This is a genomic window from Klebsiella sp. JB_Kp004, assembly GCF_040065795.1.
Taxonomy (GTDB): domain Bacteria; phylum Pseudomonadota; class Gammaproteobacteria; order Enterobacterales; family Enterobacteriaceae; genus Klebsiella; species Klebsiella quasipneumoniae.
Genome location: NZ_JBEAKW010000005.1, coordinates 18071 through 44409 on the forward strand (window position 1 = coordinate 18071; position 26339 = coordinate 44409).

At 56.3% G+C, this 26339-nt stretch carries 29 protein-coding genes and 1 other annotated feature; of the genes, 18 read left to right on the forward strand and 11 right to left on the reverse strand.

Translation table 11 applies throughout. From position 1 onward, the window contains the following. Window positions 1-4: 4 nt before the first annotated feature. Window positions 5-1465, reverse strand: a complete 1461-nt coding sequence (cls, locus tag ABLX76_RS06105) for a cardiolipin synthase (RefSeq protein WP_023290121.1) — start codon at window positions 1463-1465, stop codon at window positions 5-7. 143 nt (window positions 1466-1608) lie between these two features. Between cls and ABLX76_RS06110 the strand changes: the two genes are divergently transcribed. After that, on the forward strand, window positions 1609-1782 hold the full coding sequence (locus tag ABLX76_RS06110) for a YciY family protein (protein WP_023290120.1): 174 nt from the start codon (window positions 1609-1611) through the stop codon (window positions 1780-1782). Window positions 1783-2058: 276 nt separating this feature from the next. Here ABLX76_RS06110 and ABLX76_RS06115 read toward each other — a convergent pair whose 3' ends face one another. Both ABLX76_RS06115 and ABLX76_RS06120 read right to left on the reverse strand, forming a co-directional pair. Next, the gene (locus ABLX76_RS06115; RefSeq protein WP_348874227.1) at window positions 2059-2694 is read right to left on the reverse strand and encodes a YceI family protein; all 636 of its coding nucleotides are present in this window, start codon (window positions 2692-2694) and stop codon (window positions 2059-2061) included. Between the two features lie 698 nt (window positions 2695-3392). Beyond that, entirely contained in the window at window positions 3393-3689 is a 297-nt protein-coding gene (locus ABLX76_RS06120) for a YciI family protein (RefSeq protein ID WP_002910042.1), read from the reverse strand. 210 nt (window positions 3690-3899) lie between these two features. Between ABLX76_RS06120 and tonB the strand changes: the two genes are divergently transcribed. Then, complete coding sequence (gene tonB / locus ABLX76_RS06125) at window positions 3900-4646, forward strand: TonB system transport protein TonB (protein ID WP_032453270.1); 747 nt, start codon at window positions 3900-3902, stop codon at window positions 4644-4646. A 43-nt stretch (window positions 4647-4689) separates the two neighbouring features. Here the strand turns inward: tonB and ABLX76_RS06130 are convergent, their stop codons facing one another. The 3 genes from ABLX76_RS06130 to pfkB all read right to left on the reverse strand — a co-directional run bounded on the left by ABLX76_RS06130 (window position 4690) and on the right by pfkB (window position 6978). Continuing rightward, on the reverse strand, window positions 4690-5562 hold the full coding sequence (locus tag ABLX76_RS06130) for a fructosamine kinase family protein (RefSeq protein WP_069602893.1): 873 nt from the start codon (window positions 5560-5562) through the stop codon (window positions 4690-4692). A 105-nt stretch (window positions 5563-5667) separates the two neighbouring features. Beyond that, window positions 5668-5952 (reverse strand): type V toxin-antitoxin system endoribonuclease antitoxin GhoS, encoded by a 285-nt coding sequence (ghoS, locus tag ABLX76_RS06135; RefSeq protein ID WP_348874230.1) that lies wholly within the window; start codon window positions 5950-5952, stop codon window positions 5668-5670. Window positions 5953-6045: 93 nt separating this feature from the next. After that, the gene (pfkB, locus tag ABLX76_RS06140) at window positions 6046-6978 is read right to left on the reverse strand and encodes a 6-phosphofructokinase II (RefSeq protein WP_023290115.1); all 933 of its coding nucleotides are present in this window, start codon (window positions 6976-6978) and stop codon (window positions 6046-6048) included. A 355-nt stretch (window positions 6979-7333) separates the two neighbouring features. On the opposite strand from pfkB, the gene ABLX76_RS06145 reads away from it, so the two are divergent. The 10 genes from ABLX76_RS06145 to ihfA all read left to right on the forward strand — a co-directional run bounded on the left by ABLX76_RS06145 (window position 7334) and on the right by ihfA (window position 16195). Continuing rightward, on the forward strand, window positions 7334-8092 hold the full coding sequence (locus tag ABLX76_RS06145) for a YdiY family protein (RefSeq protein ID WP_004203142.1): 759 nt from the start codon (window positions 7334-7336) through the stop codon (window positions 8090-8092). Window positions 8093-8361: 269 nt separating this feature from the next. Further along, window positions 8362-8595, forward strand: coding sequence for a hypothetical protein (locus ABLX76_RS06150; RefSeq protein WP_048297753.1), 234 nt, complete (start codon window positions 8362-8364; stop codon window positions 8593-8595). Between the two features lie 431 nt (window positions 8596-9026). Further along, window positions 9027-10955, forward strand: coding sequence for a threonine--tRNA ligase (gene thrS / locus ABLX76_RS06155; RefSeq protein ID WP_017900777.1), 1929 nt, complete (start codon window positions 9027-9029; stop codon window positions 10953-10955). A gap of 3 nt (window positions 10956-10958) precedes the next feature. Beyond that, the gene (gene infC, locus ABLX76_RS06160) at window positions 10959-11501 is read left to right on the forward strand and encodes a translation initiation factor IF-3 (RefSeq protein ID WP_004189469.1); all 543 of its coding nucleotides are present in this window, start codon (window positions 10959-10961) and stop codon (window positions 11499-11501) included. A gap of 92 nt (window positions 11502-11593) precedes the next feature. Further along, the gene (gene rpmI / locus ABLX76_RS06165; RefSeq protein WP_001124225.1) at window positions 11594-11791 is read left to right on the forward strand and encodes a 50S ribosomal protein L35; all 198 of its coding nucleotides are present in this window, start codon (window positions 11594-11596) and stop codon (window positions 11789-11791) included. A 50-nt stretch (window positions 11792-11841) separates the two neighbouring features. Continuing rightward, window positions 11842-12198 (forward strand): 50S ribosomal protein L20, encoded by a 357-nt coding sequence (rplT, locus tag ABLX76_RS06170; RefSeq protein ID WP_000124850.1) that lies wholly within the window; start codon window positions 11842-11844, stop codon window positions 12196-12198. Window positions 12199-12316: 118 nt separating this feature from the next. Beyond that, window positions 12317-12441 (forward strand) — a sequence feature (Phe leader region). Then, window positions 12322-12366 carry a pheST operon leader peptide PheM gene (pheM, locus tag ABLX76_RS06175; protein WP_001386830.1) on the forward strand — a complete coding sequence of 15 codons (45 nt, stop codon included), beginning with the start codon at window positions 12322-12324 and terminating at the stop codon, window positions 12364-12366. (Overlaps the previous feature by 45 nt.) Before the next feature lie 63 nt (window positions 12442-12504). Then, entirely contained in the window at window positions 12505-13488 is a 984-nt protein-coding gene (pheS, locus tag ABLX76_RS06180) for a phenylalanine--tRNA ligase subunit alpha (protein ID WP_002909105.1), read from the forward strand. 15 nt (window positions 13489-13503) lie between these two features. Then, on the forward strand, window positions 13504-15891 hold the full coding sequence (gene pheT, locus ABLX76_RS06185) for a phenylalanine--tRNA ligase subunit beta (protein WP_348874233.1): 2388 nt from the start codon (window positions 13504-13506) through the stop codon (window positions 15889-15891). Window positions 15892-15895: 4 nt separating this feature from the next. Continuing rightward, on the forward strand, window positions 15896-16195 hold the full coding sequence (gene ihfA / locus ABLX76_RS06190; RefSeq protein ID WP_002909098.1) for an integration host factor subunit alpha: 300 nt from the start codon (window positions 15896-15898) through the stop codon (window positions 16193-16195). Window positions 16196-16247: 52 nt separating this feature from the next. On the opposite strand, the gene ABLX76_RS06195 is transcribed toward ihfA, so the two are convergent. From ABLX76_RS06195 to ABLX76_RS06205, 3 genes are read right to left on the reverse strand one after another with little or no spacing between them, the layout of a single operon-like run. After that, the gene (locus ABLX76_RS06195) at window positions 16248-16601 is read right to left on the reverse strand and encodes a RidA family protein (RefSeq protein ID WP_074442547.1); all 354 of its coding nucleotides are present in this window, start codon (window positions 16599-16601) and stop codon (window positions 16248-16250) included. After that, window positions 16598-17863 (reverse strand): D-amino acid dehydrogenase, encoded by a 1266-nt coding sequence (locus ABLX76_RS06200; RefSeq protein WP_348874367.1) that lies wholly within the window; start codon window positions 17861-17863, stop codon window positions 16598-16600. Before ABLX76_RS06200 ends, ABLX76_RS06195 begins: the two co-directional genes overlap by 4 nt. A gap of 37 nt (window positions 17864-17900) precedes the next feature. Next, the gene (locus ABLX76_RS06205) at window positions 17901-18815 is read right to left on the reverse strand and encodes a LysR family transcriptional regulator (RefSeq protein WP_023290110.1); all 915 of its coding nucleotides are present in this window, start codon (window positions 18813-18815) and stop codon (window positions 17901-17903) included. A 276-nt stretch (window positions 18816-19091) separates the two neighbouring features. Here ABLX76_RS06205 and ABLX76_RS06210 point away from each other — a divergent pair, with 276 nt between their 5' ends. Both ABLX76_RS06210 and btuC read left to right on the forward strand, forming a co-directional pair. Beyond that, window positions 19092-20525 carry a H+/gluconate symporter gene (locus ABLX76_RS06210; protein WP_023290109.1) on the forward strand — a complete coding sequence of 478 codons (1434 nt, stop codon included), beginning with the start codon at window positions 19092-19094 and terminating at the stop codon, window positions 20523-20525. A 120-nt stretch (window positions 20526-20645) separates the two neighbouring features. Further along, a complete protein-coding gene (btuC, locus tag ABLX76_RS06215; RefSeq protein WP_065881301.1) occupies window positions 20646-21623 on the forward strand; it encodes a vitamin B12 ABC transporter permease BtuC in 978 nt (325 codons plus the stop codon). 45 nt (window positions 21624-21668) lie between these two features. On the opposite strand, the gene ABLX76_RS06220 is transcribed toward btuC, so the two are convergent. Continuing rightward, window positions 21669-22469 carry a MetQ/NlpA family lipoprotein gene (locus tag ABLX76_RS06220; RefSeq protein WP_004203125.1) on the reverse strand — a complete coding sequence of 267 codons (801 nt, stop codon included), beginning with the start codon at window positions 22467-22469 and terminating at the stop codon, window positions 21669-21671. 236 nt (window positions 22470-22705) lie between these two features. Here ABLX76_RS06220 and ABLX76_RS06225 point away from each other — a divergent pair, with 236 nt between their 5' ends. The 4 genes from ABLX76_RS06225 (at window position 22706) to selO (ending at window position 26108) form a co-directional block, all read left to right on the forward strand. Then, window positions 22706-23257, forward strand: a complete 552-nt coding sequence (locus ABLX76_RS06225) for a glutathione peroxidase (RefSeq protein ID WP_004203124.1) — start codon at window positions 22706-22708, stop codon at window positions 23255-23257. Beyond that, a complete protein-coding gene (gene btuD / locus ABLX76_RS06230) occupies window positions 23257-24006 on the forward strand; it encodes a vitamin B12 ABC transporter ATP-binding protein BtuD (RefSeq protein WP_348874236.1) in 750 nt (249 codons plus the stop codon). The genes ABLX76_RS06225 and btuD overlap by 1 nt, the downstream gene beginning before the upstream one ends. Window positions 24007-24087: 81 nt before the next feature. Beyond that, on the forward strand, window positions 24088-24552 hold the full coding sequence (locus ABLX76_RS06235; protein WP_002909082.1) for an NlpC/P60 family protein: 465 nt from the start codon (window positions 24088-24090) through the stop codon (window positions 24550-24552). 113 nt (window positions 24553-24665) lie between these two features. Further along, window positions 24666-26108 (forward strand): protein adenylyltransferase SelO, encoded by a 1443-nt coding sequence (selO, locus tag ABLX76_RS06240; RefSeq protein ID WP_101977398.1) that lies wholly within the window; start codon window positions 24666-24668, stop codon window positions 26106-26108. Between the two features lie 29 nt (window positions 26109-26137). On the opposite strand, the gene hemP is transcribed toward selO, so the two are convergent. Further along, a complete protein-coding gene (hemP, locus tag ABLX76_RS06245; protein WP_086076121.1) occupies window positions 26138-26317 on the reverse strand; it encodes a hemin uptake protein HemP in 180 nt (59 codons plus the stop codon). Window positions 26318-26339 lie beyond the last annotated feature (22 nt).

A 26339-nucleotide genomic window follows, 5' to 3' on the forward strand; every position in this document is an offset into this window, starting at 1 on the left:
CGTTTTACAGCAACGGGCTGAAGAAGTAAAACAGTCGCTCGGCGATCCGCTGCCACAGCGGACGTTTTAACCAGAGACGGGCGTCCAGCAGGCGCGAGCGCGAGATATAGTCATCCTGAACCGCCGCCAGATCGCTGCCGAAGCCGGCGTCATCAATGACCAGCGTGATTTCAAAATTGAGCCACAGGCTGCGCATATCCAGATTCACGGTTCCCACCAGGCTCAGTTCGCCATCGACCAGCACGCTTTTGGTATGCAACAGGCCGCCTTCAAACTGGTAAATCTTCACCCCTGCCGCCAGCAGCTCGGTGAAAAAGGCCCGGCTGGCCCAGCCCACCAGCAGCGAATCGTTCTTGCGCGGTAAAATAATACTCACGTCCACGCCGCGCTGGGCGGCGGTACAGATAGCGTGCAGCAGGTCGTCGCTGGGTACGAAGTAGGGCGTGGTCATGATCAAATGCTCTTTCGCCGCGTAGGCGGCGGTGAGCAGCGCCTGATGGATCAGATCTTCCGGAAAGCCCGGACCGGAGGCGATCGTGTGGATGGTATGCCCACTGGCCTCTTCAAACGGCATGATATTGACGTCCGGCGGCGGTGGCAGAATACGCTTTCCGGTCTCGATCTCCCAGTCACAGGAGTAGACGATGCCCATCGAGGTCGCCACCGGGCCTTCCATGCGCGCCATCAGGTCAATCCACTGCCCGACCCCCGAGTCCTGCTTAAAGTAGCGGGGATCGACCAGATTCATGCTGCCGGTGTAGGCGATATAGTTATCGATCATCACCATTTTACGATGTTGGCGCAGGTCCATCCGGCGCAGAAACACACGCATCAGATTGACCTTGAGAGCCTCGACCACTTCAATGCCGGCGTTACGCATCATCGCCGCCCATGGGCTACGGAAAAAGGCCACACTGCCCGCGGAGTCGAGCATTAACCGGCAGTGAACCCCGCGACGGGCGGCGGCCATTAGCGATTCGGCGACGCTGTCGGCCATACCGCCTGGCTGCCAGATATAGAAGACCATCTCTATGTTATGGCGAGCCAGTTGAATATCGCGGATCAGGGCCTGCATGACGTCGTCAGATTCCGTCAGCAGCTGCAGCTGGTTGCCTTTTACGCCGCCAATGCCCTGGCGCCGTTCGCAAAGCTTGAACAGGGACTCGGCCACCGGGCTGTTATCTTCGGCAAAGATATGTTTGCAGGCTTTGAGGTCGTTTAACCATTTGGCCGTGGAAGGCCACATCGCCCTCGCGCGTTCTGCCCGCCGCTTGCCAAGATGCAGCTCGCCAAAGGAGAGATAGGCGATGATCCCCACCAGCGGCAGGATATAAATGATCAATAACCATGCCATGGCGGACGGCACAGCGCGGCGTTTCATTAGAATTCGTAATGTTACACCGGCGATCAACAGCCAGTACCCCAGAATGACCAGCCAGTTCACCACCGTGTAAAAGGTTGTCATAGATGTAAAATCCTTTTGAATGACGTTATGTGATGAGTTTACGCATCAGTATTTTTCTGGCAAATAAAAACGCAGCGAAAGCGGTGGTCAGTCGCCGGCAGAGGTTTATAATGGGGGCTGTTTTCACTCGTAGAGTCGTTGCAATGAAGCGTAGTAGAACGGAAGTAGGGCGCTGGCGCATGCTGAGACAGGTGAATCGCCGTAAAGCGCGCTGGCTGGAAGCCCAATCACGCCGCAATATGCGGATCCTCGCTATCAGGAAGGGACTGGTGAAACGGCAGCGTCATGCTCTGCTGTTTATCTTCCCCGACTGTTAAACGAGCAGAACAACGGCACCGAACGCGGTGCCGTTGTCGTTTTCCCGCTCTGCGCGGCATTCCCTTTTAACATCGCCAGATCGCCTATTGAAATATCTATGCGATGCCTGTCAGGGTATGACGGGGATTATCGACAGAACGCCTTTTTCCGCAACAGGCATTCACCGCCGAGTGGAAGTCCGGACAGGGCGTGGGGTCGTCGATCGTTTTTCAATGTCGTGCTCACTATCAGGATAACCACCCGGAATAAAACGCACCGCTTTTGCGGGCGTTAATTTATTTGGCATAGGCTTCCGTGGATAACGTGATAGTCACGTTATCACTCACCGCCGGAACATATTTATCAAGCTTGAAGTCTGAACGTTTTATTACCCCTGTGGCATCAAAACCAATGGCCTGTTTTTTCACCATCGGATGCATATCCTGTTTATTCAGAGTGGCATGCAATACAACCGGTTTGGTGATGCCCTTAATGGTCAGGTTACCTTCAACATCATATTTATTGTCGCCTTTACTTTCCACCCGGGTGCTCTGAAAAGTGGCCTCAGGATACGTGTTGACATCGAAGTACTCTTTGCCTAAAAACTCATCCGTTAACGCTTTGACGTGAGTGTCAATGGTTTTGACTGGCAGCGTGACGTGCACAGAGGATTTCTCCGGGTTGTCTTTGTCGAAAGACAGTTTCCCTGAAACATCAGAGATATACGCTGTAGGGTTAGAGAAGCCAAAATGGTTCCAGGCAATAACAACGGAAGTATGCTGCGGATCCAGGCTATATTCTGTCGCTGCGGCTTGTGACACAGGAATATATAAGGCAAGCAGAGAAAGCAATGCGGTTTTTTTCAGGGTATTCACACAAAAATCCTCATAGGCGTCAGGTACATAAATGGTAGCCCAAAAAAAATGCGGCACTTATTGAAAACATTTGTTATTCCCGTTCAAATTTTTTAATCAACCAAAAATCACCCTACAATTACTCTGCGTGAAGTTTACCCAGCGAAATTAATCGACTTTAAAAAATGATCATCTGCAACGTAAATCTGGTTGCGTAGTTTTATACGTTCCTTCCATATTGATATGTGCCTGTATCAGCGCACTCCGTTTATTTTCAGACGCTTTCAAGCCACCGCGTTTCTGAATGCAGTAAGATGGCGATATGGGGTCCCATACCTGCGGAACGGGATATGCATGCTTATTTACTCCAGGCCTTTATATCTGTTGATCAGCATCTATCTCTCTTTAACGATCTTCTTTCAATTGTGTTTTGGATTTACCGGGCGATGTCAGGATGTGCTGGCTTGTAAAGCAAGCGCTAAATCCAATGCAAGGCCTCTGTTCCAGACTGATTCAATACATTTACAATTCAAAATCATGCCCGGCGTCGACGTTTGGTCCAGCATTTTCAATGGCCGTAAAAGGCGAGGTGAGGGTCGATGATGTCGTCGAAGGAGAAGGGATGTGCTCATCTTCCTGGCGTCTCCGGCGGATAACAGACAACGCTTGCGTGCGGTTAAAAAGGGCGACATTTTAATGTGATGTAGCAAAATGCGCCCTTTCATCTGATGGCCTGGTGCGTTGTTGTTAACCAGAAAAATCGAAGGGAATATTTTTCAAAACACTTTTTTGTACGGCTTCACCGAGACCTGGCGGTAGACGCCGGCGGCGATATACGGATCGTCATTAGCCCAGGCCTGAGCCGCTTCCAGCGATTCAAACTCAGCGATCACCGTTGAGCCGCTGAATCCGGCTGCGCCCGGTTCGTTGCTGTCAACGGCCGGCATTGGCCCGGCGGTAAGCAGCCGACCTTCATCATGTAAAAGTTGTAGACGCGCAAGGTGCGCGGGGCGAACCGAGAGCCGCTTTTCCAGAGAATCGGCGATATCTTCAGCGTAGATAACGTAAAGCACGGCAAAGCTCCTTATCATTAAACAGGCGAATTACGTTAAGTTAAACGACGATGGACTGCAATGCAAAGATGCGCCCCGGTGTCGAATGCCCCGCTGACGCGGCTTTTTTCCGCAAATGGTGGCAAAAATTGACTCAGGTTAAGACGGCTTATTGAATATGATTGCTATTTGCATTTAAAATCGGTGCATCATTTTTCAACAGAAACGACTATGAGCGCAATGACCCTTGATTTACCTCGCCGCTTCCCGTGGCCAACGCTGTTATCCGTGGCTATCCACGGTGCCGTTGTGGCGGGGCTGCTTTATACCTCGGTACATCAGGTTATTGAACAGCCTTCCCCGACGCAGCCGATAGAGATCACGATGGTGGCGCCGGCCGATCTTGAGCCGCCCCCGGCGGCGCAACCCGTCGTGCAGCCCGTTGTTGAACCTGAACCGGAGCCGGAGCCTGAGGTGGTCCCGGAGCCGCCGAAAGAGGCGCCGGTGGTGATCCATAAACCAGAACCTAAGCCGAAGCCCAAACCTAAACCGAAGCCCAGGCCGGAGAAAAAGGTTGAGCAGCCGAAGCGGGACGTCAAACCGGCCGCGGAGCCGCGTCCGGCTTCACCGTTTGAAAACAACAATACGACGCCAGCGCGCACCGCGCCGAGCACCTCCACCGCAGCGGCCAAACCCACCGTCACTGCCCCGAGCGGCCCGCGGGCGATCAGCCGCGTTCAGCCGACCTATCCGGCGCGCGCTCAGGCGCTGCGCATTGAAGGAACGGTGCGGGTGAAGTTTGACGTCACGCCTGATGGCCGAATTGATAATCTGCAGATCCTCTCCGCCCAGCCGGCGAATATGTTTGAGCGCGAGGTGAAAAGCGCGATGCGCAGATGGCGTTACGAGCAGGCAAAACCGGGAACCGGCGTGACGATGACCATTAAATTCCGTCTCAACGGCGTCGAGATTAACTGATAATGCAGGGCGGCGGACCGGGGAGGTCCGCCGTAAACCTTGTCTAACGCGTTTTTTCCATCAAGACATCGTCCAGCGCCTGCTGGACCGTCACCAGGTGCTGGCCACCGAACAATATCGCCCGGTTCAGCAGGGTATAAAGCTGGTAGATCGGCTGACGCTCGAGAAAACCAGCCGGCAGCGGTGAGACGGACTGATAGCCGTCATAGATCTGCGGAGGTTGTTCCGGGTGCATCGGCAGCATAGCTAAATCACATTCGCGATCGCCCCAGTAGCAGGCCGGGTCGAAGATGTAGGGGCCATCCGGCCCTAAGGCGCAGTTGCCGGACCACAGGTCCCCGTGTAGCAGCGAAGGTTGCGGCTGATGGTTGGCCAGCCGCTGCTGTACCATATCGACTAAGGTATCGATATCGCCAAAGTGCAACCCTTTCTCCGCCGCCAGCTCCAGCTGCCAGCCGATACGCTGCTCGGCGAAGAACACCGACCAGCGACGTTGCCAGGCGTTGGGCTGCGGCGTGGTGGAAAGATCGTTATCAAAATCCAGACCGAACTGCGGCTGATCGCTCCACTGATGCAGGTGGGCTAACTGCTGGCCAAGCAGGAAAGCGTTATGCGCATCCAGCGGACGGGGAGGGAGGTATTCCATGACCACGAAGCTGTAGTCGCGATCGCTGCCGACGGCAAAGACCTGCGGTACGCGAACGGTTTTGCTTCGCGACAGCAGCTCCAGCTGATCGGCCTCGGCGGTGAAGATAGGCAGGAGTTCCCGTTCGTCGCATTTCACGAAGTAATCTTTGCCGCCGAAACGCAAATGCCAGGCGGAATGGATCTCTCCGCCGGGCAGCTCGGTTTTCAGTTCGATTTCAGCGTCTTCGGTATGCCAATCGCGTAAAAGAGTACTGATTGCTTGCCACATGCTGTCTCTCCCCATGTTTTCCACCATATCATAAGGTTAGCGCATTACTACCGGGTAAACCTGGAACTGACGCACAACTGACGCTTTACGTTGCGCTAAACGCACTTATTGAGCTTTTAACCATTCAGCGAATGTGCTGACGGCGATCTCCGCCGGGCGGCCAAGGGCCGCTTCCGCCAGTCCGGCGCCAAGGGCCTTCACTTCCTCGGCTGCCTGGGCGCTCAGCAGGCCAAAGGTATTGGTGCCCAGCTCATGGGGAGTGCCCTCTTCATCATTGAGCGTCAGTACAAACCCTGCCCGGGTAAAATGGTTGCTGACCTCATTGATCTCCGTTAGCGCCAGTTCGTGGAAGTTCACGCTGACGACCCAGGCGGTAATATCATTGCTCATTTCTACACCCCGTTGTTATGCATGGCCTTTCCAGCATAGACCATCCTGCAAATATCGTGGTTCCCCTCCGCCAGCGCGGAGAGGCAGGGGAGATCAACGCCCGCAGAGATAATCGTAGATTTTTTGCGTATTGGCCTGCGAGCAGAGGCGGGTGCCCTGGTTGATGGTCGCGGCGCTACCGGCGGCGACGCCAAAGCGTACCATGTCTTCGAGGCTGGCGTTCTCCGCCAGACGTAAGGTCATGGCGCCCACCATGCTGTCGCCGGCGCCGACGGTGCTCTGGCTTTTCATTGGCGGTGGCACCACCTGAACACTGCCGCTGGCGTCAACCCCCAACGCCCCCTGCGGACCAAGGGAGACCACCACCCGGCGAACTTTACCGGACTGGATCAACGACTGAGCGGCAAGGCGGACATCATCGGGCTGGCTCAGATCGCGCTGCACGAGGGCGCTGAGCTCTTTCTGGTTTGGCTTCACTAATTCAATATTGCCGACGTCCAGCGCGGCGGCCAGCGCGTCGCCGGAGCTGTCGATAATGCAGCGCAGGCCCTGCTGTTGCGCATGCTTAACCAGCTGCATCAGATTTTCGACGCTGATTCCTGGCGGCAAACTGCCGCTGATCACCAGCAGAGAGCCGGGATCGATGGTCAGGACTTTCTCTTCCAGACGGCGGAATTCATCGTCTGTCAGCGCGGCGCCGGGCATCACAAAGCGATACTGTTCGCCGCTGGCGGCTACGTGAACGTGCAGGTTCTGTCGCGTCCAATCGCGGGTTTCGACGGTCTCGACCGGCACCTGCTCATCGGCCAGCAGGGCGGCAAGGTGCTCGCCGGTGGCGCCGCCAATAGGGAAAATGGCGGTGGCTTTCCCGCCGAGAAAGGTCACGGCGCGGGCGACGTTGATCCCGCCGCCGCCGGGTTCAAATACCGGCGCGCTGCAGCGGAGTTTCCCTTCCGGGTAGATCTGCGGGGTTTGGGTGGCGCTATCCAGCGAGGGGGCCAGCGTGAGCGTATAAATTTTGGTCATTCCTTCTCCTCCTTAATACGGCGACTGTACTTTATTTAAGCATGGCACGATGATCCAGGGAGGGAAAGTGCTGTCCCTGAGAGATTTGCAAAGAAGCCTGTATTTTCATTATGAAATAAAGATTGTTTCCGGAGCTGTCTTATTCAAAAAACGAAAGAGTAAGTGATTGCTATGTTATTCGTGCTTTTTTATAATTTGCTACCTTTCTTAGGACCTGCACTCCGCGATCCTCGCGAAAGTTTCCGGGACCCACAGGTCTCTTTTATGTTGTACGGACGCTAAATTCAATGAGCCGGCAAAGTGACGCCTGTTCATCATTTGTACTGTCCTAAAAAATGTATTTTAGAGAGTTATAATGAAGCTTTTAAAGACAGTACCCGCAGCGGTCATGCTGGCGGGGGGGCTTTTTGCGTCTGTTGGCGCAATGGCCGATGATTCTGTATTTACCGTCATGGATGACCCTTCCGCTGCCAAAAAACCGTTCGAAGGAGTGGTCAACGCAGGTTACCTGGCGCAGTCCGGCAACACCAAGAACTCCTCAATGACGGCCGATTCCACCCTGACCTGGTATGGCAATACCACCGCCTGGTCGCTGTGGGGCAACGCCAGCAACACCTCGTCCAACGATGAGCGCTCCTCAGAGAAATATGCTGTCGGTGGCCGTAGCCGCTATAACCTGACCGATATGAACTACGTCTTTGGGCAGGGCAGTTGGCTAACCGACCGCTACAACGGCTATCAGCAGCGCGATGTTCTGACGGCGGGCTATGGTCGTCAAATCCTCAACGGACCAGTGCATAGCCTGCGGTTTGAATTTGGTCCTGGCGTCCGCTATGACGAATACACCGACGGGGATACCGACACTCAGCCGCTGGGTTACGCCTCCGGAACCTGGGCCTGGCAGATGACCGACAACGCCAAATTTACTCAAGGGGTATCGGTGTTTGGCGCCGAGGACACCACGGTCAACTCAGAGAGCGCGTTAAACGTGGCGATTAACGCCCACTTTGCGCTGAAAGTGGCGTACAACGTCACCTGGAACTCGGAGCCGCCTGCGTCTGCGCCGGAGCATACCGATCGCCGGACCTCGCTCTCCCTCGGGTATAAGATGTAATATTTTCAGGCCGGGTTTCCCGGCCTGATCGTTTTAGATTTAGCAATAAGTGACATTATTTTTTCTGGCAATTCGTTTTAGTTTTTATAAAAAGAAACGGGCCTCCATCTTTTCTCCATTATTCTCCGTTTGCTGACAAATATTCATTCTATTTGACACGAAAAGCTAAATATTCGACGGACAAATATGTGATCTGGATCTATACTAAGAGTCACTGACCGAATGGCGACATTGTTCGGTCCGTCTTCCGTAATAAGAGAATAAACATCATGAAAAACAGCCAATTTACCATCGCAGCCCTGGCGCTGTGCGTGCTTTCCTTTGGCGCATCAGCCGCCACGCCAGTTCCGCCGTCGGGTAACCAGGACCATACGCAGGTAGGTATCGCCAAAGCAACCGACGTTGAGGCCGGTTCGAATATTGCCCCCGGTTCCCATAGCACCGGACAATCCATGAGCGATGCCTTTAATGTGCATACGCTGGTAGCAGGCGAGTGGTCTTAATATCGCAGGCTACTGCTTCACGGGCAGACTATTAAGCCGGGTAGAGTGGTACCGGTTTAACGACCCGCGCTAAACATCACGCAGGCAATATCAAGGTGTCTCTTTTAGTTTGTCCGCATAATATCATCCGGCTTCGCTGCTGATTATTTTCGCGTCTTCCTGGCGGATATTCTGCTTTTATCCGCGCGGCTCTTGTTTTCTCCACATTCCGCCATCATTTATGCTATTACGGCTTTAATCACGTACCAATGATGTGTAAACTACTCCCCGGTGTTATCAGCAGGCGGCAGCAGGCGGGAACGATCGCTCCGGTCGTGCTCATCTTTTCGCAGAGTGAAGCGGGAACTGCGCCTTAACCTGATGATAATGATGATTATATAGTTTTGTATGTGCTCTTTCGTGTGGGGCACCACTGCAAATAAGGACATAAAATGCCTGTAATTACGCTTCCTGATGGCAGCCAACGCCATTTTGATCACGCTGTCAGCCCGATGGACGTCGCGCTGGATATCGGCCCGGGCCTGGCGAAAGCCACCATCGCCGGGCGGGTAAACGGTGAACTGGTAGACGCCTGCGACCCGATTGAAACTGATTCCACCCTCTCTATTATCACGGCTAAAGATGAAGAAGGGCTGGAGATCATTCGTCACTCCTGCGCGCACCTGTTAGGTCATGCCATCAAGCAGCTGTGGCCCAACACCAAAATGGCTATCGGTCCGGTTGTTGATAATGGCTTCTACTATGACGTAGACCTCGACCATACCCTGACTCAGGAAGATATCGACGCGCTCGAAAAACGTATGCATGAGCTCGCCGAGAAAAACTACGATGTCATCAAGAAGAAAGTGAGCTGGCACGAAGCGCGTGAAACCTTCGTGAAGCGCGGCGAAAGCTATAAAGTTTCTATTCTTGACGAAAACATTGCCCATGATGACAAGCCTGGCCTGTATCATCATGAAGAATATATCGATATGTGCCGCGGTCCGCACGTGCCGAACATGCGCTTCTGCCATCACTTCAAGCTGATGAAAACCGCCGGTGCCTACTGGCGCGGCGACAGCAACAATAAAATGTTGCAGCGTATCTACGGCACCGCGTGGGCAGATAAAAAAGCGTTGAATGCTTATCTGCAGCGTCTGGAAGAGGCCGCCAAGCGCGACCACCGTAAAATCGGTAAGCAGCTCGACCTGTATCATATGCAGGAAGAGGCGCCTGGGATGGTGTTCTGGCACAACGACGGCTGGACTATCTTCCGTGAACTGGAAACCTTTGTCCGTTCGAAACTGAAAGAGTATCAGTACCAGGAAGTCAAAGGTCCGTTCATGATGGACCGTGTGCTGTGGGAAAAAACCGGCCACTGGGACAACTACAAAGATGCGATGTTCACCACCTCTTCTGAGAACCGTGAATACTGCATTAAGCCGATGAACTGCCCGGGCCACGTGCAGATCTTCAACCAGGGGCTGAAATCCTACCGCGATCTGCCGCTGCGTATGGCGGAGTTTGGTAGCTGCCACCGTAACGAACCATCAGGCGCGCTGCACGGTCTGATGCGCGTTCGCGGTTTTACCCAGGATGATGCGCATATCTTCTGTACTGAAGATCAGGTTCGCGATGAAGTGAACGCCTGTATTCGTATGGTTTATGATATGTACAGCACCTTTGGCTTCGAGAAGATCGTCGTCAAACTGTCGACTCGCCCGGAAAAACGTATCGGCAGCGACGAGACCTGGGATCGCGCGGAAGCGGATCTGGCGGTGGCGCTGGAAGAAAATAATATCCCATTTGAATATCAACTGGGTGAAGGGGCGTTCTACGGCCCGAAAATTGAATTTACCCTGTATGACTGCCTCGATCGTGCATGGCAGTGCGGTACGGTACAGCTGGACTTCTCTCTGCCGCAGCGTTTAAGCGCCTCCTATGTGGGCGAAAACAACGAGCGTCAGGTGCCGGTCATGATCCACCGTGCGATTCTCGGTTCTCTGGAGCGCTTCATTGGCATCCTGACCGAAGAGTTCGCTGGCTTCTTCCCAACCTGGATTGCACCAGTGCAGGTGGTGGTCATGAATATCACCGATTCTCAGGCTGAATACGTTAACGAATTGACGCGTAAACTACAAAATGCGGGCATTCGTGTAAAAGCAGACTTGAGAAATGAGAAGATTGGCTTTAAAATCCGCGAGCACACTTTACGTCGTGTCCCGTATATGTTGGTCTGTGGCGACAAAGAAGTCGAAGCCGGCAAAGTGGCCGTGCGCACCCGTCGCGGGAAAGACCTCGGCAGCATGGACGTAAATGAAGTGATCGAGAAGCTGCAACAAGAGATTCGCAGCCGCAGTCTTCAACAACTGGAGGAATAAGGTATTAAAGGCGGAAAACGAGTTCAAACGGCACGTCCGAATCGTATCAATGGCGAGATTCGCGCCCAGGAAGTTCGCTTAACAGGTCTGGAAGGTGAGCAGCTGGGTATTGTGAGTCTGAGAGAAGCTATCGAAAAGGCTGAAGAGGCTGGAGTAGATTTAGTTGAAATCAGCCCTAACGCCGAGCCGCCAGTTTGTCGTATCATGGACTACGGCAAGTTCCTTTATGAAAAGAGTAAGTCTTCTAAGGAACAGAAGAAGAAGCAGAAAGTTATCCAGGTTAAGGAAATTAAATTCCGCCCTGGTACTGATGAAGGTGACTATCAGGTAAAACTCCGCAGCCTGATTCGCTTTCTCGAAGATGGCGATAAGGCCAAAATCACGCTGCGTTTCCGCGGTCGTGAGATGGCCCACCAGCAGATCGGTATGGAAGTGCTTAACCGCGTGAAAGACGATCTGGTTGAACTGGCAGTAGTCGAATCCTTCCCAACGAAGATCGAAGGCCGCCAGATGATCATGGTGCTCGCTCCTAAGAAGAAACAGTAAGGCCATCAAGAAACATTTCCGGTGGGCTTCGGCTCACTGGTTTTGTTCGCCTTTGTTTCGTTTATTAACAATGCGAAGTGGAAGTTATTAAAATGCCAAAAATTAAGACCGTACGCGGTGCTGCTAAGCGCTTCAAAAAAACCGGTAAAGGTGGTTTTAAGCACAAGCACGCTAACCTGCGTCACATTCTGACTAAAAAAGCTACCAAGCGTAAACGTCACCTGCGTCCGAAAGCCATGGTTTCCAAAGGCGATCTGGGCCTGGTTATCGCGTGCCTGCCGTACGCATAAGTCGTTAACGTTTAACTTTTTTAACTTAGAATAGATACAGGAGAGCACACATGGCTCGCGTAAAACGTGGTGTAATTGCACGTGCACGTCACAAGAAAATTTTGAAACAAGCTAAAGGCTACTATGGTGCGCGTTCTCGCGTATACCGCGTTGCCTTCCAGGCTGTTATCAAAGCTGGTCAGTACGCTTACCGTGACCGTCGTCAACGTAAACGTCAGTTCCGTCAACTGTGGATTGCACGTATCAACGCAGCAGCACGTCAGAACGGTATTTCTTACAGCAAATTCATCAATGGCCTGAAAAAAGCCTCTGTTGAAATCGACCGTAAGATCCTGGCTGACATCGCTGTATTCGACAAAGTAGCGTTCACCGCTCTGGTCGAAAAAGCGAAAGCAGCTCTGGCATAAGCCAGTTGAAAGAGGGAGCTTGTCTCCCTCTTTTCGTTTCAACACCATCAATACATTGACTTTTATCGGCGCAGGCTTTTCAATACAGGTCTGACGTTTCTTACCAGACAAGGTAATGCAAGCATGAATGCTGCTATTTTCCGCTTCTTTTTTTACTTTAGCACCTGAACTCAGGAGGCTAGCGCGTGAAAGAAGAAACGGAAAACAGCGCCAGAAAGCCTCCCCTGTGGAGGCTTTTTTCGTATATGGATTCGGAATATTAATTTCACTATAACCGGTGTCTGCACCGACATAATGAGGAAAACCATGTCACATCTCGCAGAGCTGGTTGCCAGTGCCAAGGCAGCCATTAACGAGGCATCAGATGTTGCTGCGCTGGACAACGTCCGCGTGGAATACCTGGGTAAGAAAGGGCATCTGACCCTGCAAATGACCACCCTGCGTGAGTTGCCGCCGGAAGAGCGTCCGGCAGCCGGTGCGGTCATCAACGAAGCGAAAGAGCAGGTACAGCAGGCGCTGAACGCGCGCAAAGCCGAACTGGAAGGCGCGGCGCTGAATGCTCGTCTGGCTGCAGAGACCATCGACGTCTCGCTGCCGGGCCGCCGCATTGAGAATGGCGGTCTGCATCCGGTCACCCGCACCATCGACCGTATTGAAAGTTTCTTCGGTGAGCTCGGCTTTACCGTGGCGACGGGCCCGGAAATCGAAGATGATTACCACAACTTCGATGCGCTGAATATCCCGGGCCACCATCCGGCGCGCGCTGACCACGACACTTTCTGGTTCGATGCCACTCGCCTGCTGCGCACCCAGACCTCCGGCGTGCAGATCCGCACCATGGAAAACCAGCAGCCGCCCATCCGTATTATCGCGCCGGGCCGCGTCTATCGTAACGACTACGATCAGACCCACACCCCGATGTTCCACCAGATGGAAGGTCTGATCGTTGATAAAAACATCAGCTTCACCAATCTGAAAGGAACCCTGCACGACTTCCTGAACAACTTCTTTGAAGAAGATCTGCAGGTACGCTTCCGTCCGTCCTACTTCCCATTCACCGAGCCGTCCGCGGAAGTTGACGTGATGGGTAAAAACGGCAAATGGCTGGAAGTGCTGGGCTGCGGGATGGTGCACCCGAACGTGCTGCGCAACGTGGGAATCGATCCGGAAGTGTACTCCGGCTTCGCCTTCGGCATGGGCATGGAGCGTCTGACCATGCTGCGCTATGGCGTCACCGATCTGCGCGCGTTCTTCGAAAACGATCTGCGTTTCCTCAAACAGTTTAAATAAGGGCAGGACAGAACAATGAAATTCAGTGAACTGTGGTTACGCGAGTGGGTTAACCCGGCGATCGACAGCGAAGCGCTTTCCGATCAGATCACCATGGCGGGCCTCGAAGTGGACGGCGTTGAGCCGGTTGCCGGCACCTTCAACGGCGTCGTTGTCGGTGAAGTAGTGGAGTGCGGTCAGCACCCGAACGCCGACAAACTGCGCGTCACCAAAGTCAACGTCGGCGGCGAACGCCTGCTGGACATCGTCTGCGGCGCGCCAAACTGCCGTCAGGGGCTGAAAGTCGCCGTGGCGACCATCGGCGCCGTGCTGCCGGGCGATTTTAAAATCAAGGCCGCGAAACTGCGCGGCGAGCCGTCAGAGGGGATGCTGTGCTCCTTCTCCGAGCTGGGCATTTCCGATGATCATAGCGGAATTATCGAGCTGCCGGCGGATGCGCCGATCGGTACCGATATTCGCGAATATCTGAAGCTTGACGATAACACCATCGAAATCAGCGTCACCCCGAACCGCGCCGACTGCCTGGGCATCATCGGCGTCGCGCGCGATGTGGCCGTGCTGAACAAGGCGCCGCTGAACGCGCCGGAAATCACCCCGGTAGCCGCCACCATTGACGATGTGCTGCCGATTCAGGTTGACGCCCCGCAGGCGTGCCCGCGCTATCTGGGCCGCGTGGTGAAAGGCATCAACGTCAAAGCGCCGACGCCGCTGTGGATGAAAGAGAAACTGCGCCGCTGCGGGATCCGCTCCATCGACGCGGTGGTTGACGTGACCAACTATGTGCTGCTTGAGCTGGGCCAGCCGATGCACGCCTTTGACCGCGACCGTATTGAAGGCGGGATCGTGGTGCGCATGGCGAAAGAGGGCGAAACCCTGGTCCTGCTCGATGGCTCCGAAGCGAAGCTCGACAGCGATACCCTGGTCATTGCTGACCACAACAAAGCGCTGGCAATGGGCGGGATCTTCGGCGGGGAGCACTCCGGCGTTAACGACGAAACCCAGAACGTACTGCTGGAGTGTGCCTTCTTCAGCCCGCTGTCCATTACCGGCCGCGCGCGCCGTCACGGCCTGCACACCGATGCCTCTCATCGCTATGAGCGCGGCGTCGATCCGGCCCTGCAGTATAAAGCGCTGGAGCGCGCCACGCGTCTGCTGATCGACCTCTGCGGCGGCGAAGCCGGCCCGGTGATCGACGTGACCAACGAAGCGACCCTACCAAAACGCGCCACCATCACTCTGCGTCGTAGCAAACTGGATCGCCTGATTGGCCACCATATCGACGATGCGCAGGTCACTGACATTCTTCAGCGCCTCGGCTGCGAAGTGACGATGGGCGAGGGCGAATGGCAGGCGGTGGCCCCGAGCTGGCGTTTCGACATGGAGATCGAAGAGGATCTGGTCGAGGAAGTGGCTCGCGTTTATGGCTACAACAACATTCCTGATGAGCCGGTGCAGGCGGGTCTGATCATGGGTACCCATCGTGAAGCCGACCTGTCGCTGAAGCGCGTGAAAACGCTGCTGAATGACAAAGGCTATCAGGAAGTGATCACCTACAGCTTCGTCGACCCGAAAGTCCAGCAGCTGATCCACGCCGGTGAAGAGGCGCTGATCCTGCCAAGCCCGATCTCCAGCGAAATGTCGGCCATGCGCCTGTCGCTGTGGACTGGCCTGCTGGGGACCGTGGTCTACAACCAGAACCGTCAGCAGAGCCGGGTTCGCATCTTTGAGAGCGGTCTGCGCTTTGTGCCGGACACCAATGCGCCGCTGGGCATTCGTCAGGATGTGATGCTGGCCGGGGCGATCTGCGGCAACCGCTACGAAGAGCACTGGACACTGGCGAAAGAGACGGTCGATTTCTATGATCTGAAAGGCGATCTGGAAGCCGTTCTGGATTTAACCGGCAAATTAGCGGATATCGAATTCCGTGCGGAAGCGACCACCGCGCTGCATCCGGGGCAATCCGCAGCGATTTATCTTAAAGGTGAACGCATTGGTTTCATTGGGGTTGTTCATCCTGAGCTGGAACGTAAACTGGATCTGAACGGTCGCACTCTGGTGTTTGAACTGGAGTGGAACAAGCTCGCAGACCGCGTGGTGCCTCAGGCGCGCGACATTTCCCGCTTCCCGGCGAACCGTCGCGACATCGCGGTGCTGGTCGCGGAAAACGTGGCTGCCGCCGATGTTTTAGCCGAATGTAAGAAAGTTGGCGTAAATCAGGTAGTTGGCGTAAACTTATTTGACGTGTACCGTGGTAAAGGTGTGGCGGAAGGGTATAAGAGCCTTGCGATTAGCCTGATCCTGCAGGATACCAGCCGTACACTCGAAGAAGAGGAGATTGCCGCTACCGTTGCCAGATGTGTAGAGGCATTAAAAGAGCGATTCCAGGCATCATTGAGGGATTGAACCTATGGCGCTTACAAAAGCTGAAATGTCAGAATATCTGTTTGATAAGCTTGGGCTTAGCAAGCGGGATGCCAAAGAACTGGTCGAGTTGTTTTTCGAAGAGATCCGTCGTGCTCTGGAAAACGGAGAACAGGTCAAACTCTCCGGGTTCGGCAACTTCGATTTGCGGGATAAAAACCAACGCCCGGGACGTAACCCGAAGACGGGGGAGGATATTCCCATTACAGCCCGGCGCGTGGTGACCTTCAGACCCGGTCAGAAGCTGAAAAGCCGTGTCGAAAACGCGTCGCCTAAAGACAAATAATCTGAACTAATTAAAAAGGCCGCATTGCGGCCTTTTTCTTTTCTGTCGAATCTTACGCTTTAACGGCGGTGAGCATGATCTCCACCAGGATGTCTGGTCGCGCCATCTCCGCCTGCACGGCCGCGCGCGCCGGGCTATGGCCTTCCGGCATCCACTCCACCCACGCCTCATTGAACGCGGCAAAGTCACGCTCGATATTTTTCAGCCAGATCTGCGCGGAGAGAATGTGCCGCTTATCGCTCCCGGCCGCCGCCAGCAGGGCGTCGATTTTCTCCAGCACTTCGCGGGTCTGCAAGGCGATGTCCTCCTCGTTGCTTTTCGGCGTCTGTCCGGAGAGGAACAGCAGATTACCATACGCAACGCTGGCGGAAAGACGAGGTTGAGGATGATTGCGAATAATTGTCATGCGGTTTGTTTCCATGTGAGACCTTCTAAAGAAATGTCTGGCATCTGATTGTCGATTAACGCGCCCAGCACCACCGCGCTGCCGGCGGCGAGGGTAAAACCGAGGCTGCCCTGGCCGAGATTCATCCACAGGTTGGGGTAGCCGGCGCGTCCCAGTAGCGGTGGCCCGGCTGGCGTTGAGGGGCGCATGCCGGTCCAGGCTTCGGCCTGGTCCAACCCCTCGAGTTCGGGAAAGCTGCGGGAGACGATTTTTTTCAGCGCCTGAATGCGGCTCTCGCGCAGTGTGTCGCCGTCGTAGCCGATGTCCACCATCGCCGCGATGCGCAGCTGCTGGCCCAGGCGGGCATAAACGATTTTGTGCCCGTAATCGGTGACGCTGATGTCCGGCGCAATGCCCGCCTGCTGCGGATAGGGAAGGGTCAGGCTGTACCCCTTCAGGGCGCAGAGCGGCACGCGAACGCCCATGTGCCCCAGCAGCGGACCGCTGCCGTTGCCGGCGGCGACGACGTACTCATCGCCGGTGATGGTCCCGCGGCTGGTCTCCAGGGCGCAGACGCGTCCGCCGCGCCTGGCGAGCCGCTGCACCTCACAGTGGGTCAGCAGGCTGAAGCGGCTGCTGGCGGTGAGCTTGCCGATCAGCGCAAGGCAAAACTGATGGCAATCCGCCGTTTCATCCCCCGGCGAATAAATTCCGCCCTGCAGCGAAGGGCTGATATGTTTTAGCGCCGGTTCCAGCTGCAGGCAGGCTTCAGCATTCAGCGCCTGCTGATACTGAGGATCTATCCCTTTTGCCGCTTTAGTAAAATCATATTCCCGGCGATGGATAATTAATTTTCCGCTGCGCCGCCAGTGAAAATCGGCAAGATTATCCTCTTCCCGCCACGACTGCATGACCTGCCGGCTGAGCAGCGACAGACGCAATATATGAGCGCCGTTTATTTTATTGGTCTGGCTATTACAGGCGCGCAGGAACTGCAGCAGCCAGCGCCACTGCTGTAAAGAGATATTGAGACGCATATTGAGCGGCGAATCGGCTTTGCCCATCCATTTTATCCCCTGCAGGGGAACGCCGCTGTCGGCAAGGGGGGCGACGTAGCGGTAACTTAATTGTCCGCCGTTGGCAAAACTGGTGGCGCTGGCCGGTTCGCCGTTGCGCTCCAGTAATTGCACCTGATGGCCGCGTTTGATCAGTTCCCAGGCCGTGGCCAGACCGACCACGCCGCCGCCGATAATGACAATGCGTTTGTTCATAACCCGATATATCCACCGCTGTTCAATTTATCGGGTTATGTCAAAGCATTTACCCTGGCGGCGCAATTGACTTTTTATGGTCAGGGTATAACCGCAGGTTAATCTCCTTGAGCTGCTGGCGCAGGCGCTGGCAGAGAAAATCGACGAATTTTTGCGCCATCGGGCTCAGGGAAACGTCGGCCCGACGCAGCAGGCAGAGGTTAATGGCCATCGGCGGCGTAATGGGATGGATCATCTCGGGAGCCAGGTTGTGCTGGGCGGAAAAGATATCGGTAATGCTGCAGCCCATGCCGCGCTTCACGAACTCGGTGGCCATGTAGTAGGTCTGGACATTCAGCCGGGTAGTGGAAAAGTCGCGACGGGTGGCGATGGCGGCGGAAAGCGAGTGCGGCCCCGGCGAGATCCAGCGCTGCTGGTCGATCTGGCTGATATCCACCGCTCCCTGACGATAATGACGGTCGATATAGACCAGCGGCACTTCGGCAATCAGGGTGGTAAGGATCTCTCCCTGCTGCACCGGCTGCAGCGTCAGCGCTAAGTCTATCTCGCGTAAATCCAGTTTTCTGACCAGCGTCTCGGTGTGCTCGGTGGTGAGCGTCATCACCAGGTTGCTGTTTTGCTGATAAAAATCGGTCACCAGCTCCGGCACCAGGCTTAACCCCAGGCTCGGCAGACAGCCTAAGGTGATTTTGGCGCGCGGATCGCGGGCCAGGTTATCGGCCAGCAGGCGCAGGTTGTCCAGGTCCTGATAAATAGTCTGCGCTTTTTCGAAAAGTGTGATCGCCTCGCTGGTCGGCAGCAGCTTGCCGCGCACCCGCTGAAACAGGGTAAAGCCCAGCTTCAGTTCGGCGCTTTTTAACGCTTTGCTGGCCGCTGGCTGGGAGATATTGAGCGATTCCGCCGCCCGTGACAGAGAGCCGCAGGTCATGACGGCATAGAAGATTTCCAGATGACGCAGTTTCATGAACAGTTAACTCAGGGTTATAGCCTACCGATAAAAAGTCATTTTCTACTAACACTAAGTTAACATAAATTTAATCACCAATCAGCGCATTGGTTACATATTGTGCTGCTGGCCCCGCCTGATGGCGGAATAAAACGCTCTCAGAATCGTTTCCTTTGTACCCCAACAGACCCTCAGGCTGCGGCCAATAATGAAAAAGAGGGAGGATATTTTCTGAGCAGGCCCCCATACACCACCTGACCATCATGGTCGGATTGATTGGCATTAAGGAGTGTTATGAGTGACTCAACGCTCGCAGGCAATACGCCTGTCAGACGAAATATCACGCGAAAAAACGTTATTACCGGTCTGTTATTGCTGCTGTTCGTGTTGATTGCGCTGTGGTGCCACGGTCGACCGGGCAGCGAGCTTGGCCTGCTGGGATTTACGCCGCTGGTGGCGTTAGCGATATTATCGCTGATCGGCGTCGATATAGTGCTGGCGGTCATCTCCTCGATTATTATCGCCATGATCATGACCTCGACCGGTCTGCCGGAAATGGGCGCGATGCTGGCGAAGTCCACCGGGTCATTTATTGCCACCGTCGGGCTTATCATTATGCTCGGCGCCGGCGTGGGGGAAGTGGCCACCCGCACCGGCGCGGCGGTTGAACTGGTGAAATTCGTGGTCCACCGTATTGGGCTGTCGAGCCAGACGCGGGTCAAGTTCGGCATTGTGGTGTCATCGATTTTAATTTGCGGTTCGCTGGGCACCATGGCCGGCGGCAATGCGATTATTGTCGCAGTGATTATCCCCGTAGCGGCGGCGGTACGCTTAACGCCGCCGACGGTAGCCGCGCTGATGATGACCGCCGGTTCCGTTGGACTCTTTACCGGGCCCTTCACCCCCAGCACCGTGACGATCCTCAGCCTCGGCGGTCTGAGCTATCCGGATTATCTGCTGTATGTCGGCCTGCCGATGAGCGCCGTCACCCTGTTAGCCGGCTGGATCATGGCCGGACGGATCCAGAAGATGACCGAAGGCAAACTGCGCTATGAGGTCGATCTCTCGGAAAAGCCGCAAGAGGACCTTAGCGCCGCGCAGCAGCGCCGGCGTAAATTAAGCGCGCTGGCTTTCGCCGCGACCATCATCGTGATGGCGGTGGTTGGGGTGGTGATTAAAGCCGGCTTCAGCTTTGCGATTATCGTCATGCTGCTGGTGGCACTGATGACCGGGCTGGTGGGCGGCCTGCGGCCGACGCAGATCCTGCAGGCGCTGTATCACGGCTGCGGTCGTCTGGTGTGGATGTTTATTCTCTACTGGCTGTATAACCCGATCCTTGAGCTGATGGATGGCCTGCACGCCTATCAGGGGCTGCTGGAGTATACTCAGCCGCTGCTGGAAGGGATCTCCCCGGCCTGGCTGTGCTTTAGCATCTTCGCGTTCAATATTATCGGCCATGTGCCCGGCGCGGCGGTAGCCCAGATGACCTTTACGCATAAAATCTTTGGCCCGATGCTGATGGCCGCCGGCGTGCCGCCGCAGGGGACCACCGCGGTGCTGCTGGCCTCGTCTCAGGTGGACTGGTTCGGGCCGTTTCCCTCATCGGACATGTTCGGCCAGATGGGGCTGGCGCAGTCTACACATCTGAAGTATATGCTCTATAACGGCTGGGCAATCGTGGTGGCGAACATCATTCTCTTCGCGCTGCTGTTTCAGATTCTGGTGTAAAGCGGGATGGTCGACGGGGGGAGGGTCCTCCGCGTCGACCTTTGGTCGTGAGGTTTTCCTTTTCTCACCGCGACACCCACCGTAAAATCAGCCTCTTGTTCCCACTGCGTAATGGAATCTATGCTGACTCTCGCCCATCTTCAACAGCGCCGCAGCCGGCGTTGGCTCCTTAGTTTAACGCTGTTGCTGCTGGTCACCCTGCTGATCAGCCTGTGCGCGGGGGATCAATGGATCCCGCCCGGCGAGTGGCTCAGCGCCAAAGGTCAGCTGTTTATCTGGCAGATCCGCCTGCCGCGGACCCTGGCGGTGCTGCTGGTGGGGGCGGCGCTGGCGCTCTCCGGGGCGATAATGCAGGCGCTGTTTGAAAATCCGCTGGCGGAACCGGGTCTGCTGGGCGTCTCCAACGGCGCGGGCGTCGGGCTGATTGCCGCCGTCCTGCTGGGTAAAGGCCTGTTACCGGGTTGGGCGCTCGGGCTGTGTGCGATCCTGGGCGCGCTGCTGATCACCTTTATTCTGCTGCGTTTTGCCCGCCGCCATCTTTCCACCAGCCGCCTGCTGCTGGCGGGGGTAGCGCTGGGGATCATCTGCAGCGCCCTGATGACCTGGGCGGTCTATTTCTCCACCTCTTTTGACCTGCGTCAGCTGATGTACTGGATGATGGGCGGGTTTGGCGGCGTCGACTGGCAGCAGCTGTGGCTGATGATAGCCCTCCTGCCAGCGCTCTGCTGGGTCTGTCTGCAGTCGCAACCCCTGAATTTACTGGCGCTGGGCGAAGTCTCCGCCCGTCAGCTCGGCCTGCCGCTGTGGCTGTGGCGTAAGCTGCTGGTGGTGGCGACCGGCTGGATGGTCGGCGTTAGCGTGGCGCTGGCGGGGGCGATTGGCTTTATCGGCCTGGTGATCCCACACATTCTGCGGCTATGCGGCTTGAGCGATCACCGGGTCTTGCTCCCGGCCTGCATGCTGGCAGGGGCAAGCGCCTTGCTGGGGGCGGATATTATCGCCCGGCTGGCGCTTTCCGCCGCTGAGCTGCCGATTGGCGTGGTGACGGCGACGCTGGGCGCGCCGGTCTTTATCTGGTTGCTGCTGCGCTCGCGGTGACGGGAATAGCGCGACGCCGTCTGCAGGGACGGCGCCGGCTCGGGCTTACCAGCCTTTGATCGCGTCGCCTTTGTAGACTTCCTTCGCTTTTTCCGCGACTTCACTGGTCTGGAAGGCGGCTTTCAGTTCCTGAATTTTCTTGCTGTCCTTGTTATCCTCGCGGGCGACAATCGCATTCACGTAAGGGGAATCTGGTCCCTCCATGAACAGGCCGTCGCGGGCGGCCGACAGGCCCGCCTGGGCGGAGAAGTTGGTGTTAATGATTGACAGGCTGACGTTCGGGTCATCCAGGGTGCGGGTCAGCTGCGGGGTATCCACCTCCACAATCTTCAGCTGTTTCGGGTTGTCGATGATATCCAGCGTGGTGGGTAAATAGCCGACGCCCGGTTTCAGCTTGAGCAGCCCCTGCGCCTGAAGCAGCAGCAGGCTGCGGCCCAGGGTAGTGGTTTCATTAGAGATGGTCACCGTCGCTCCCTCGGGGAGCTCGCTGATATTTTTGATGCGATGTGAATAGGCGGCGATAGGGAAGACAAAGGTTTTACCGACCACCGCGAATTTATAGCCGCGCTCTTTCGACTGCGCCTCAAGGTACGGCAGAGTCTGGAAGGCGTTGGCATCCACATCTTTGTTGTTCAGCGCTTCGTTAGGCAGCACATAATCATTGAAGGAGACCACTTCGACGTCGAGGTGATATTTATCCTTCGCCACTTGCTCCACCACTTTCCAGATGGCTTCGTCCGGCCCGGTGTTGATAGCGACTTTCACTTTATTATCTTCATCCGGAGAGCAGGCGCTCAGCAGGGCGACAGAGGCGGCGATTAACGCCAGGCTAAACAACTTCTTCATCAACAAAACTCTCTTAAATTAACAAGTAACGAAACCATATTACATTCATGGAACACTGTACACGTAAATAGGTGCCTGCCCAATTGAGAGGATTTCATGTTGCTGACGGGCAGCGAAGCGCTGTTACATCATGCGACAACTCGCGGGGATTGGCAGTAGAATGGCGGGCGCTGAATCCGCTACAGTAGATAGGGATCACCTTCACCGGAAACCGGTTTATCCATTGAGGACAGGCTATGCAACATGACATTCTGAATACCGAAGTGACGACCATTGATGGCGAGAAAACCACCCTGGCATCCTTTGCCGGCAAGGTACTGCTGATCGTCAATGTGGCCTCCAAATGCGGCCTGACGCCGCAGTATGAGCAACTGGAGGACCTGCAAAAGCAGTTTGCTGGCGAGGGCTTCAGCGTGCTGGGCTTCCCCTGCAACCAGTTCCTCGGCCAGGAGCCGGGGAGTGAAGAAGAGATTAAGACCTTCTGCAGCACCACCTACGGCGTCACCTTCCCGCTGTTCAGCAAGATTGACGTCAACGGCGAGCATCGCGCACCGCTCTATCAAAAGCTGGTTGCCGCCGCGCCGAAGGCGGTGGCCCCGGAAGGCAGCGGTTTTTATGAGCGGATGGCCAGCAAGGGCCGCGCGCCGCTGTACGTAGACGACATTCTGTGGAATTTCGAAAAATTCCTCGTCGATCGCCAAGGCAACGTCATTCAGCGCTTCTCTCCGGATATGACGCCGGACGATCCGCAGCTGGTGGCGGCGATTAAAGGAGCGCTGGCGAAATAATGTCGTTTCTGATGCAGCTACAGGATGTAGAAGCGGCGGGGCGTCTGGCCCCGTTTTCTGCGGCCTTTCGCGCCGGGGAGATCGTCCACCTGGTGGGGCCGAACGGCGCAGGGAAGAGCACGCTGCTGGCCCGCATGGCGGGGCTGTCCGACGGCCCCGGCACAATTCATTTTAACGGACGGTTGCTTGACGAGTGGCCGGCGACGGAGCTGGCGCGCCGCCGCGGATATCTGTGCCAACAGCAGACTCCGCCGTTCGCCATGCCGGTGTGGCACTATCTGGCGCTGCACAGGCAGCAGCAGGGCGACAGCGCCCGGGTGAACGATATCGCGGCCAGGCTTGGCCTTGACAATAAGCTGGGCCGTCAGGTCAATCAGCTGTCGGGCGGCGAGTGGCAGCGCGTGCGGCTGGCGGCAGTGATCCTGCAGATCGATCCCTTAAGCAATCCCGCGGGTCAGCTGCTGCTGCTGGATGAGCCGATGAACAGTCTGGATGTGGCCCAGCAGGCGGCGCTGGATCGGCTGTTACGCGAGCTGAGCGCGGCGGGAATCGCGGTGGTGATGAGCAGTCACGATCTCAACCACACTTTGCGCCATGCCGGACAGAGCTGGCTGCTCTGCCAGGGGGAAGCCATCGCCTGCGGGGAGACCGACGAGGTGCTGAACGAGGAAAATTTAACCGCTGCCTATGCGATCCCGTTCCAGCGCGTGGAGGTGGCCGGTCATATTATGCTCATCGCGTCACAGTAGCACGCAGTTATCTTGTCACTATATTGATAAACAAGCTAAATTATTGCGATAAAGAGACTAGGGACAGAGGGATCATCTGAAATGCGCTTCTGGTTCATGTTGGCGGCGGCGTTAATTTTAGCCGGCTGCAGCAGCCATCGGGCACCGCCGCCGAATCCTCGGCTGGCTGACTCCATTACGGTGGTGGCGAATCTGAACGAGCAGCTGCGCAGCTGGCGCGGCGCACCGTATCGCTACGGCGGCATGACGCCGCGCGGCGTCGACTGCTCCGGCTTTGTGGTGCGCACGTTTCGCGATAAATTTGCCCTCCAGCTGCCGCGCGAAACCCGCGAGCAGGCGGAAATCGGCACCCGAATTGATAAGCGCGATCTGCTGCCCGGCGATCTGGTGTTCTTCAAAACCGGCTCAGGCGAAAGCGGCCTGCACGTCGGCATCTACGATACCGATAACCAGTTTATTCATGCCTCCACCAGTCAGGGCGTCACCCGTTCCTCGCTGGATAACGTCTACTGGAACAAAAAATTCTGGCAGGCGCGGCGTATCTGACGTCATTCAGCGGCCGGAGGGAAGCGAGCGCTTCCCTTTTTTATGCCGATAACCCTGCACTCCGCCCGTGTTAATCCGCTGTTCCAGGCACTACACTGGAGAGAGGAGGAACCATGACCCTTTCTTTTACCACCCACTGGCGGGATGAACTGCCGGACTTTTACACTTCCCTGTCACCGACGCCGCTCGATAACGCCCGACTCATCTGGCGCAACGCTCCGCTGGCGCAACAGCTGGGCGTCCCTGACGCGCTGTTTGCGCCGGAAAGCGGGGCCGGCGTCTGGGGCGGCGAAGCGCTGCTCCCGGGCATGTCGCCGCTGGCGCAGGTTTACAGTGGCCATCAGTTTGGCGCCTGGGCCGGCCAGCTGGGCGACGGACGCGGGATCCTGCTCGGTGAGCAGCAGCTGGCGGATGGCCGCCGTTACGACTGGCATCTGAAAGGCGCCGGCCTGACCCCCTATTCACGGATGGGGGACGGCCGCGCCGTGCTGCGCTCGACGATCCGGGAAAGCCTGGCGTCGGAGGCGATGCACGCCCTGGGGATCCCGACGACGCGCGCCCTGGCGATGGTCACCAGCGATACCCCGGTCTACCGCGAGCGCGTGGAGCCTGGCGCGATGCTGATGCGGGTGGCCGAGAGCCATGTCCGCTTTGGTCATTTCGAACATTTTTACTATCGTCGCGAGCCGCAGAAGGTTCAGCAGCTGGCCGATTATGTCATTCGTCACCACTGGCCGCAGCTGCAGGATGAAGCGGACAAGTACCTGTTATGGTTCCGTGACGTTGTCACGCGTACCGCGCAGACCATCGCCAGCTGGCAAACCGTGGGCTTTGCCCATGGGGTGATGAATACCGACAACATGTCGATTCTCGGTTTGACCATCGACTACGGGCCGTATGGCTTCCTTGACGATTTTCAGCCGGACTTTATCTGCAACCACTCCGATTACCAGGGGCGCTACAGTTTTGAAAACCAGCCGGCGGTGGGGCTGTGGAATCTGCAGCGTCTGGCCCAGTCGCTGTCGCCGTTTATCAGCGCCGAAGCGCTGAACGCGGCGCTGGATGAGTATCAGCACGCCTTGCTGACCGCCTATGGCCAGCGGATGCGCGACAAACTTGGCCTGTTCACTCAGCAGAAAGGGGATAACGATCTGCTCGACGGTCTGTTTGCCCTGATGATCCGCGAGAGAAGCGACTATACCCGAACGTTCCGCCTGCTGAGCCACAGCGAACAGCTCAGCGCGGCCTCGCCGCTGCGCGACGAGTTTATCGACCGTGCGGCATTCGACAGCTGGTTCGCCAGCTATCGCGCGCGGCTTCGTGATGAACAGGTGGAGGATGCCCAGCGCCAGCAGCGGATGCAGGGCGTCAACCCGGCGCTGGTGTTACGTAACTGGCTGGCGCAGCGGGCGATCGAGCAGGCTGAGGCTGGCGATATGGGGGAGCTGGAACGTCTGCATGCCGCGCTGGCCGATCCCTTCACCGATCGCGAGGACGACTACGTCCGCCGGCCGCCGGACTGGGGTAAACGTCTGGAAGTCAGCTGCTCGAGCTAACTCGCCTCGCCCCGCGCGCTGCGGGGCGATTATTTGGTCAGGATCAACTTCCCGGCGTGGGTCTGGCGCAGCAGATAGCGCTGGCCGCCATGCTCAATGACTACCCGTCCTTCGCTGCCTAACAGAACCCGACTGCTGATCTGTCTGTCCGTCGCCATGGGATAGGGGGCATTGTCTTTTGGTTTTTCAGCTGTGGCAGTGTTATCCATACGCGTCATAGCTCTCAAAATA

Coding starts and splice junctions, on each gene's coding strand:
- cls (WP_023290121.1), bottom strand. CDS start 1,465: ATGACAACCTTTTACACGGTGGTGAACTGGCTGGTCATTCTGGGGTAC.
- ABLX76_RS06110 (WP_023290120.1), top strand. CDS start 1,609: ATGAAGCGTAGTAGAACGGAAGTAGGGCGCTGGCGCATGCTGAGACAG.
- tonB (WP_032453270.1), top strand. CDS start 3,900: ATGAGCGCAATGACCCTTGATTTACCTCGCCGCTTCCCGTGGCCAACG.
- ABLX76_RS06130 (WP_069602893.1), bottom strand. CDS start 5,562: ATGTGGCAAGCAATCAGTACTCTTTTACGCGATTGGCATACCGAAGAC.
- ghoS (WP_348874230.1), bottom strand. CDS start 5,952: ATGAGCAATGATATTACCGCCTGGGTCGTCAGCGTGAACTTCCACGAA.
- pfkB (WP_023290115.1), bottom strand. CDS start 6,978: ATGACCAAAATTTATACGCTCACGCTGGCCCCCTCGCTGGATAGCGCC.
- ABLX76_RS06145 (WP_004203142.1), top strand. CDS start 7,334: ATGAAGCTTTTAAAGACAGTACCCGCAGCGGTCATGCTGGCGGGGGGG.
- ABLX76_RS06150 (WP_048297753.1), top strand. CDS start 8,362: ATGAAAAACAGCCAATTTACCATCGCAGCCCTGGCGCTGTGCGTGCTT.
- thrS (WP_017900777.1), top strand. CDS start 9,027: ATGCCTGTAATTACGCTTCCTGATGGCAGCCAACGCCATTTTGATCAC.
- rpmI (WP_001124225.1), top strand. CDS start 11,594: ATGCCAAAAATTAAGACCGTACGCGGTGCTGCTAAGCGCTTCAAAAAA.
- rplT (WP_000124850.1), top strand. CDS start 11,842: ATGGCTCGCGTAAAACGTGGTGTAATTGCACGTGCACGTCACAAGAAA.
- pheS (WP_002909105.1), top strand. CDS start 12,505: ATGTCACATCTCGCAGAGCTGGTTGCCAGTGCCAAGGCAGCCATTAAC.
- pheT (WP_348874233.1), top strand. CDS start 13,504: ATGAAATTCAGTGAACTGTGGTTACGCGAGTGGGTTAACCCGGCGATC.
- ihfA (WP_002909098.1), top strand. CDS start 15,896: ATGGCGCTTACAAAAGCTGAAATGTCAGAATATCTGTTTGATAAGCTT.
- ABLX76_RS06195 (WP_074442547.1), bottom strand. CDS start 16,601: ATGACAATTATTCGCAATCATCCTCAACCTCGTCTTTCCGCCAGCGTT.
- ABLX76_RS06205 (WP_023290110.1), bottom strand. CDS start 18,815: ATGAAACTGCGTCATCTGGAAATCTTCTATGCCGTCATGACCTGCGGC.
- ABLX76_RS06210 (WP_023290109.1), top strand. CDS start 19,092: ATGAGTGACTCAACGCTCGCAGGCAATACGCCTGTCAGACGAAATATC.
- btuC (WP_065881301.1), top strand. CDS start 20,646: ATGCTGACTCTCGCCCATCTTCAACAGCGCCGCAGCCGGCGTTGGCTC.
- ABLX76_RS06220 (WP_004203125.1), bottom strand. CDS start 22,469: ATGAAGAAGTTGTTTAGCCTGGCGTTAATCGCCGCCTCTGTCGCCCTG.
- ABLX76_RS06225 (WP_004203124.1), top strand. CDS start 22,706: ATGCAACATGACATTCTGAATACCGAAGTGACGACCATTGATGGCGAG.
- btuD (WP_348874236.1), top strand. CDS start 23,257: ATGTCGTTTCTGATGCAGCTACAGGATGTAGAAGCGGCGGGGCGTCTG.
- ABLX76_RS06235 (WP_002909082.1), top strand. CDS start 24,088: ATGCGCTTCTGGTTCATGTTGGCGGCGGCGTTAATTTTAGCCGGCTGC.
- selO (WP_101977398.1), top strand. CDS start 24,666: ATGACCCTTTCTTTTACCACCCACTGGCGGGATGAACTGCCGGACTTT.
- hemP (WP_086076121.1), bottom strand. CDS start 26,317: ATGGATAACACTGCCACAGCTGAAAAACCAAAAGACAATGCCCCCTAT.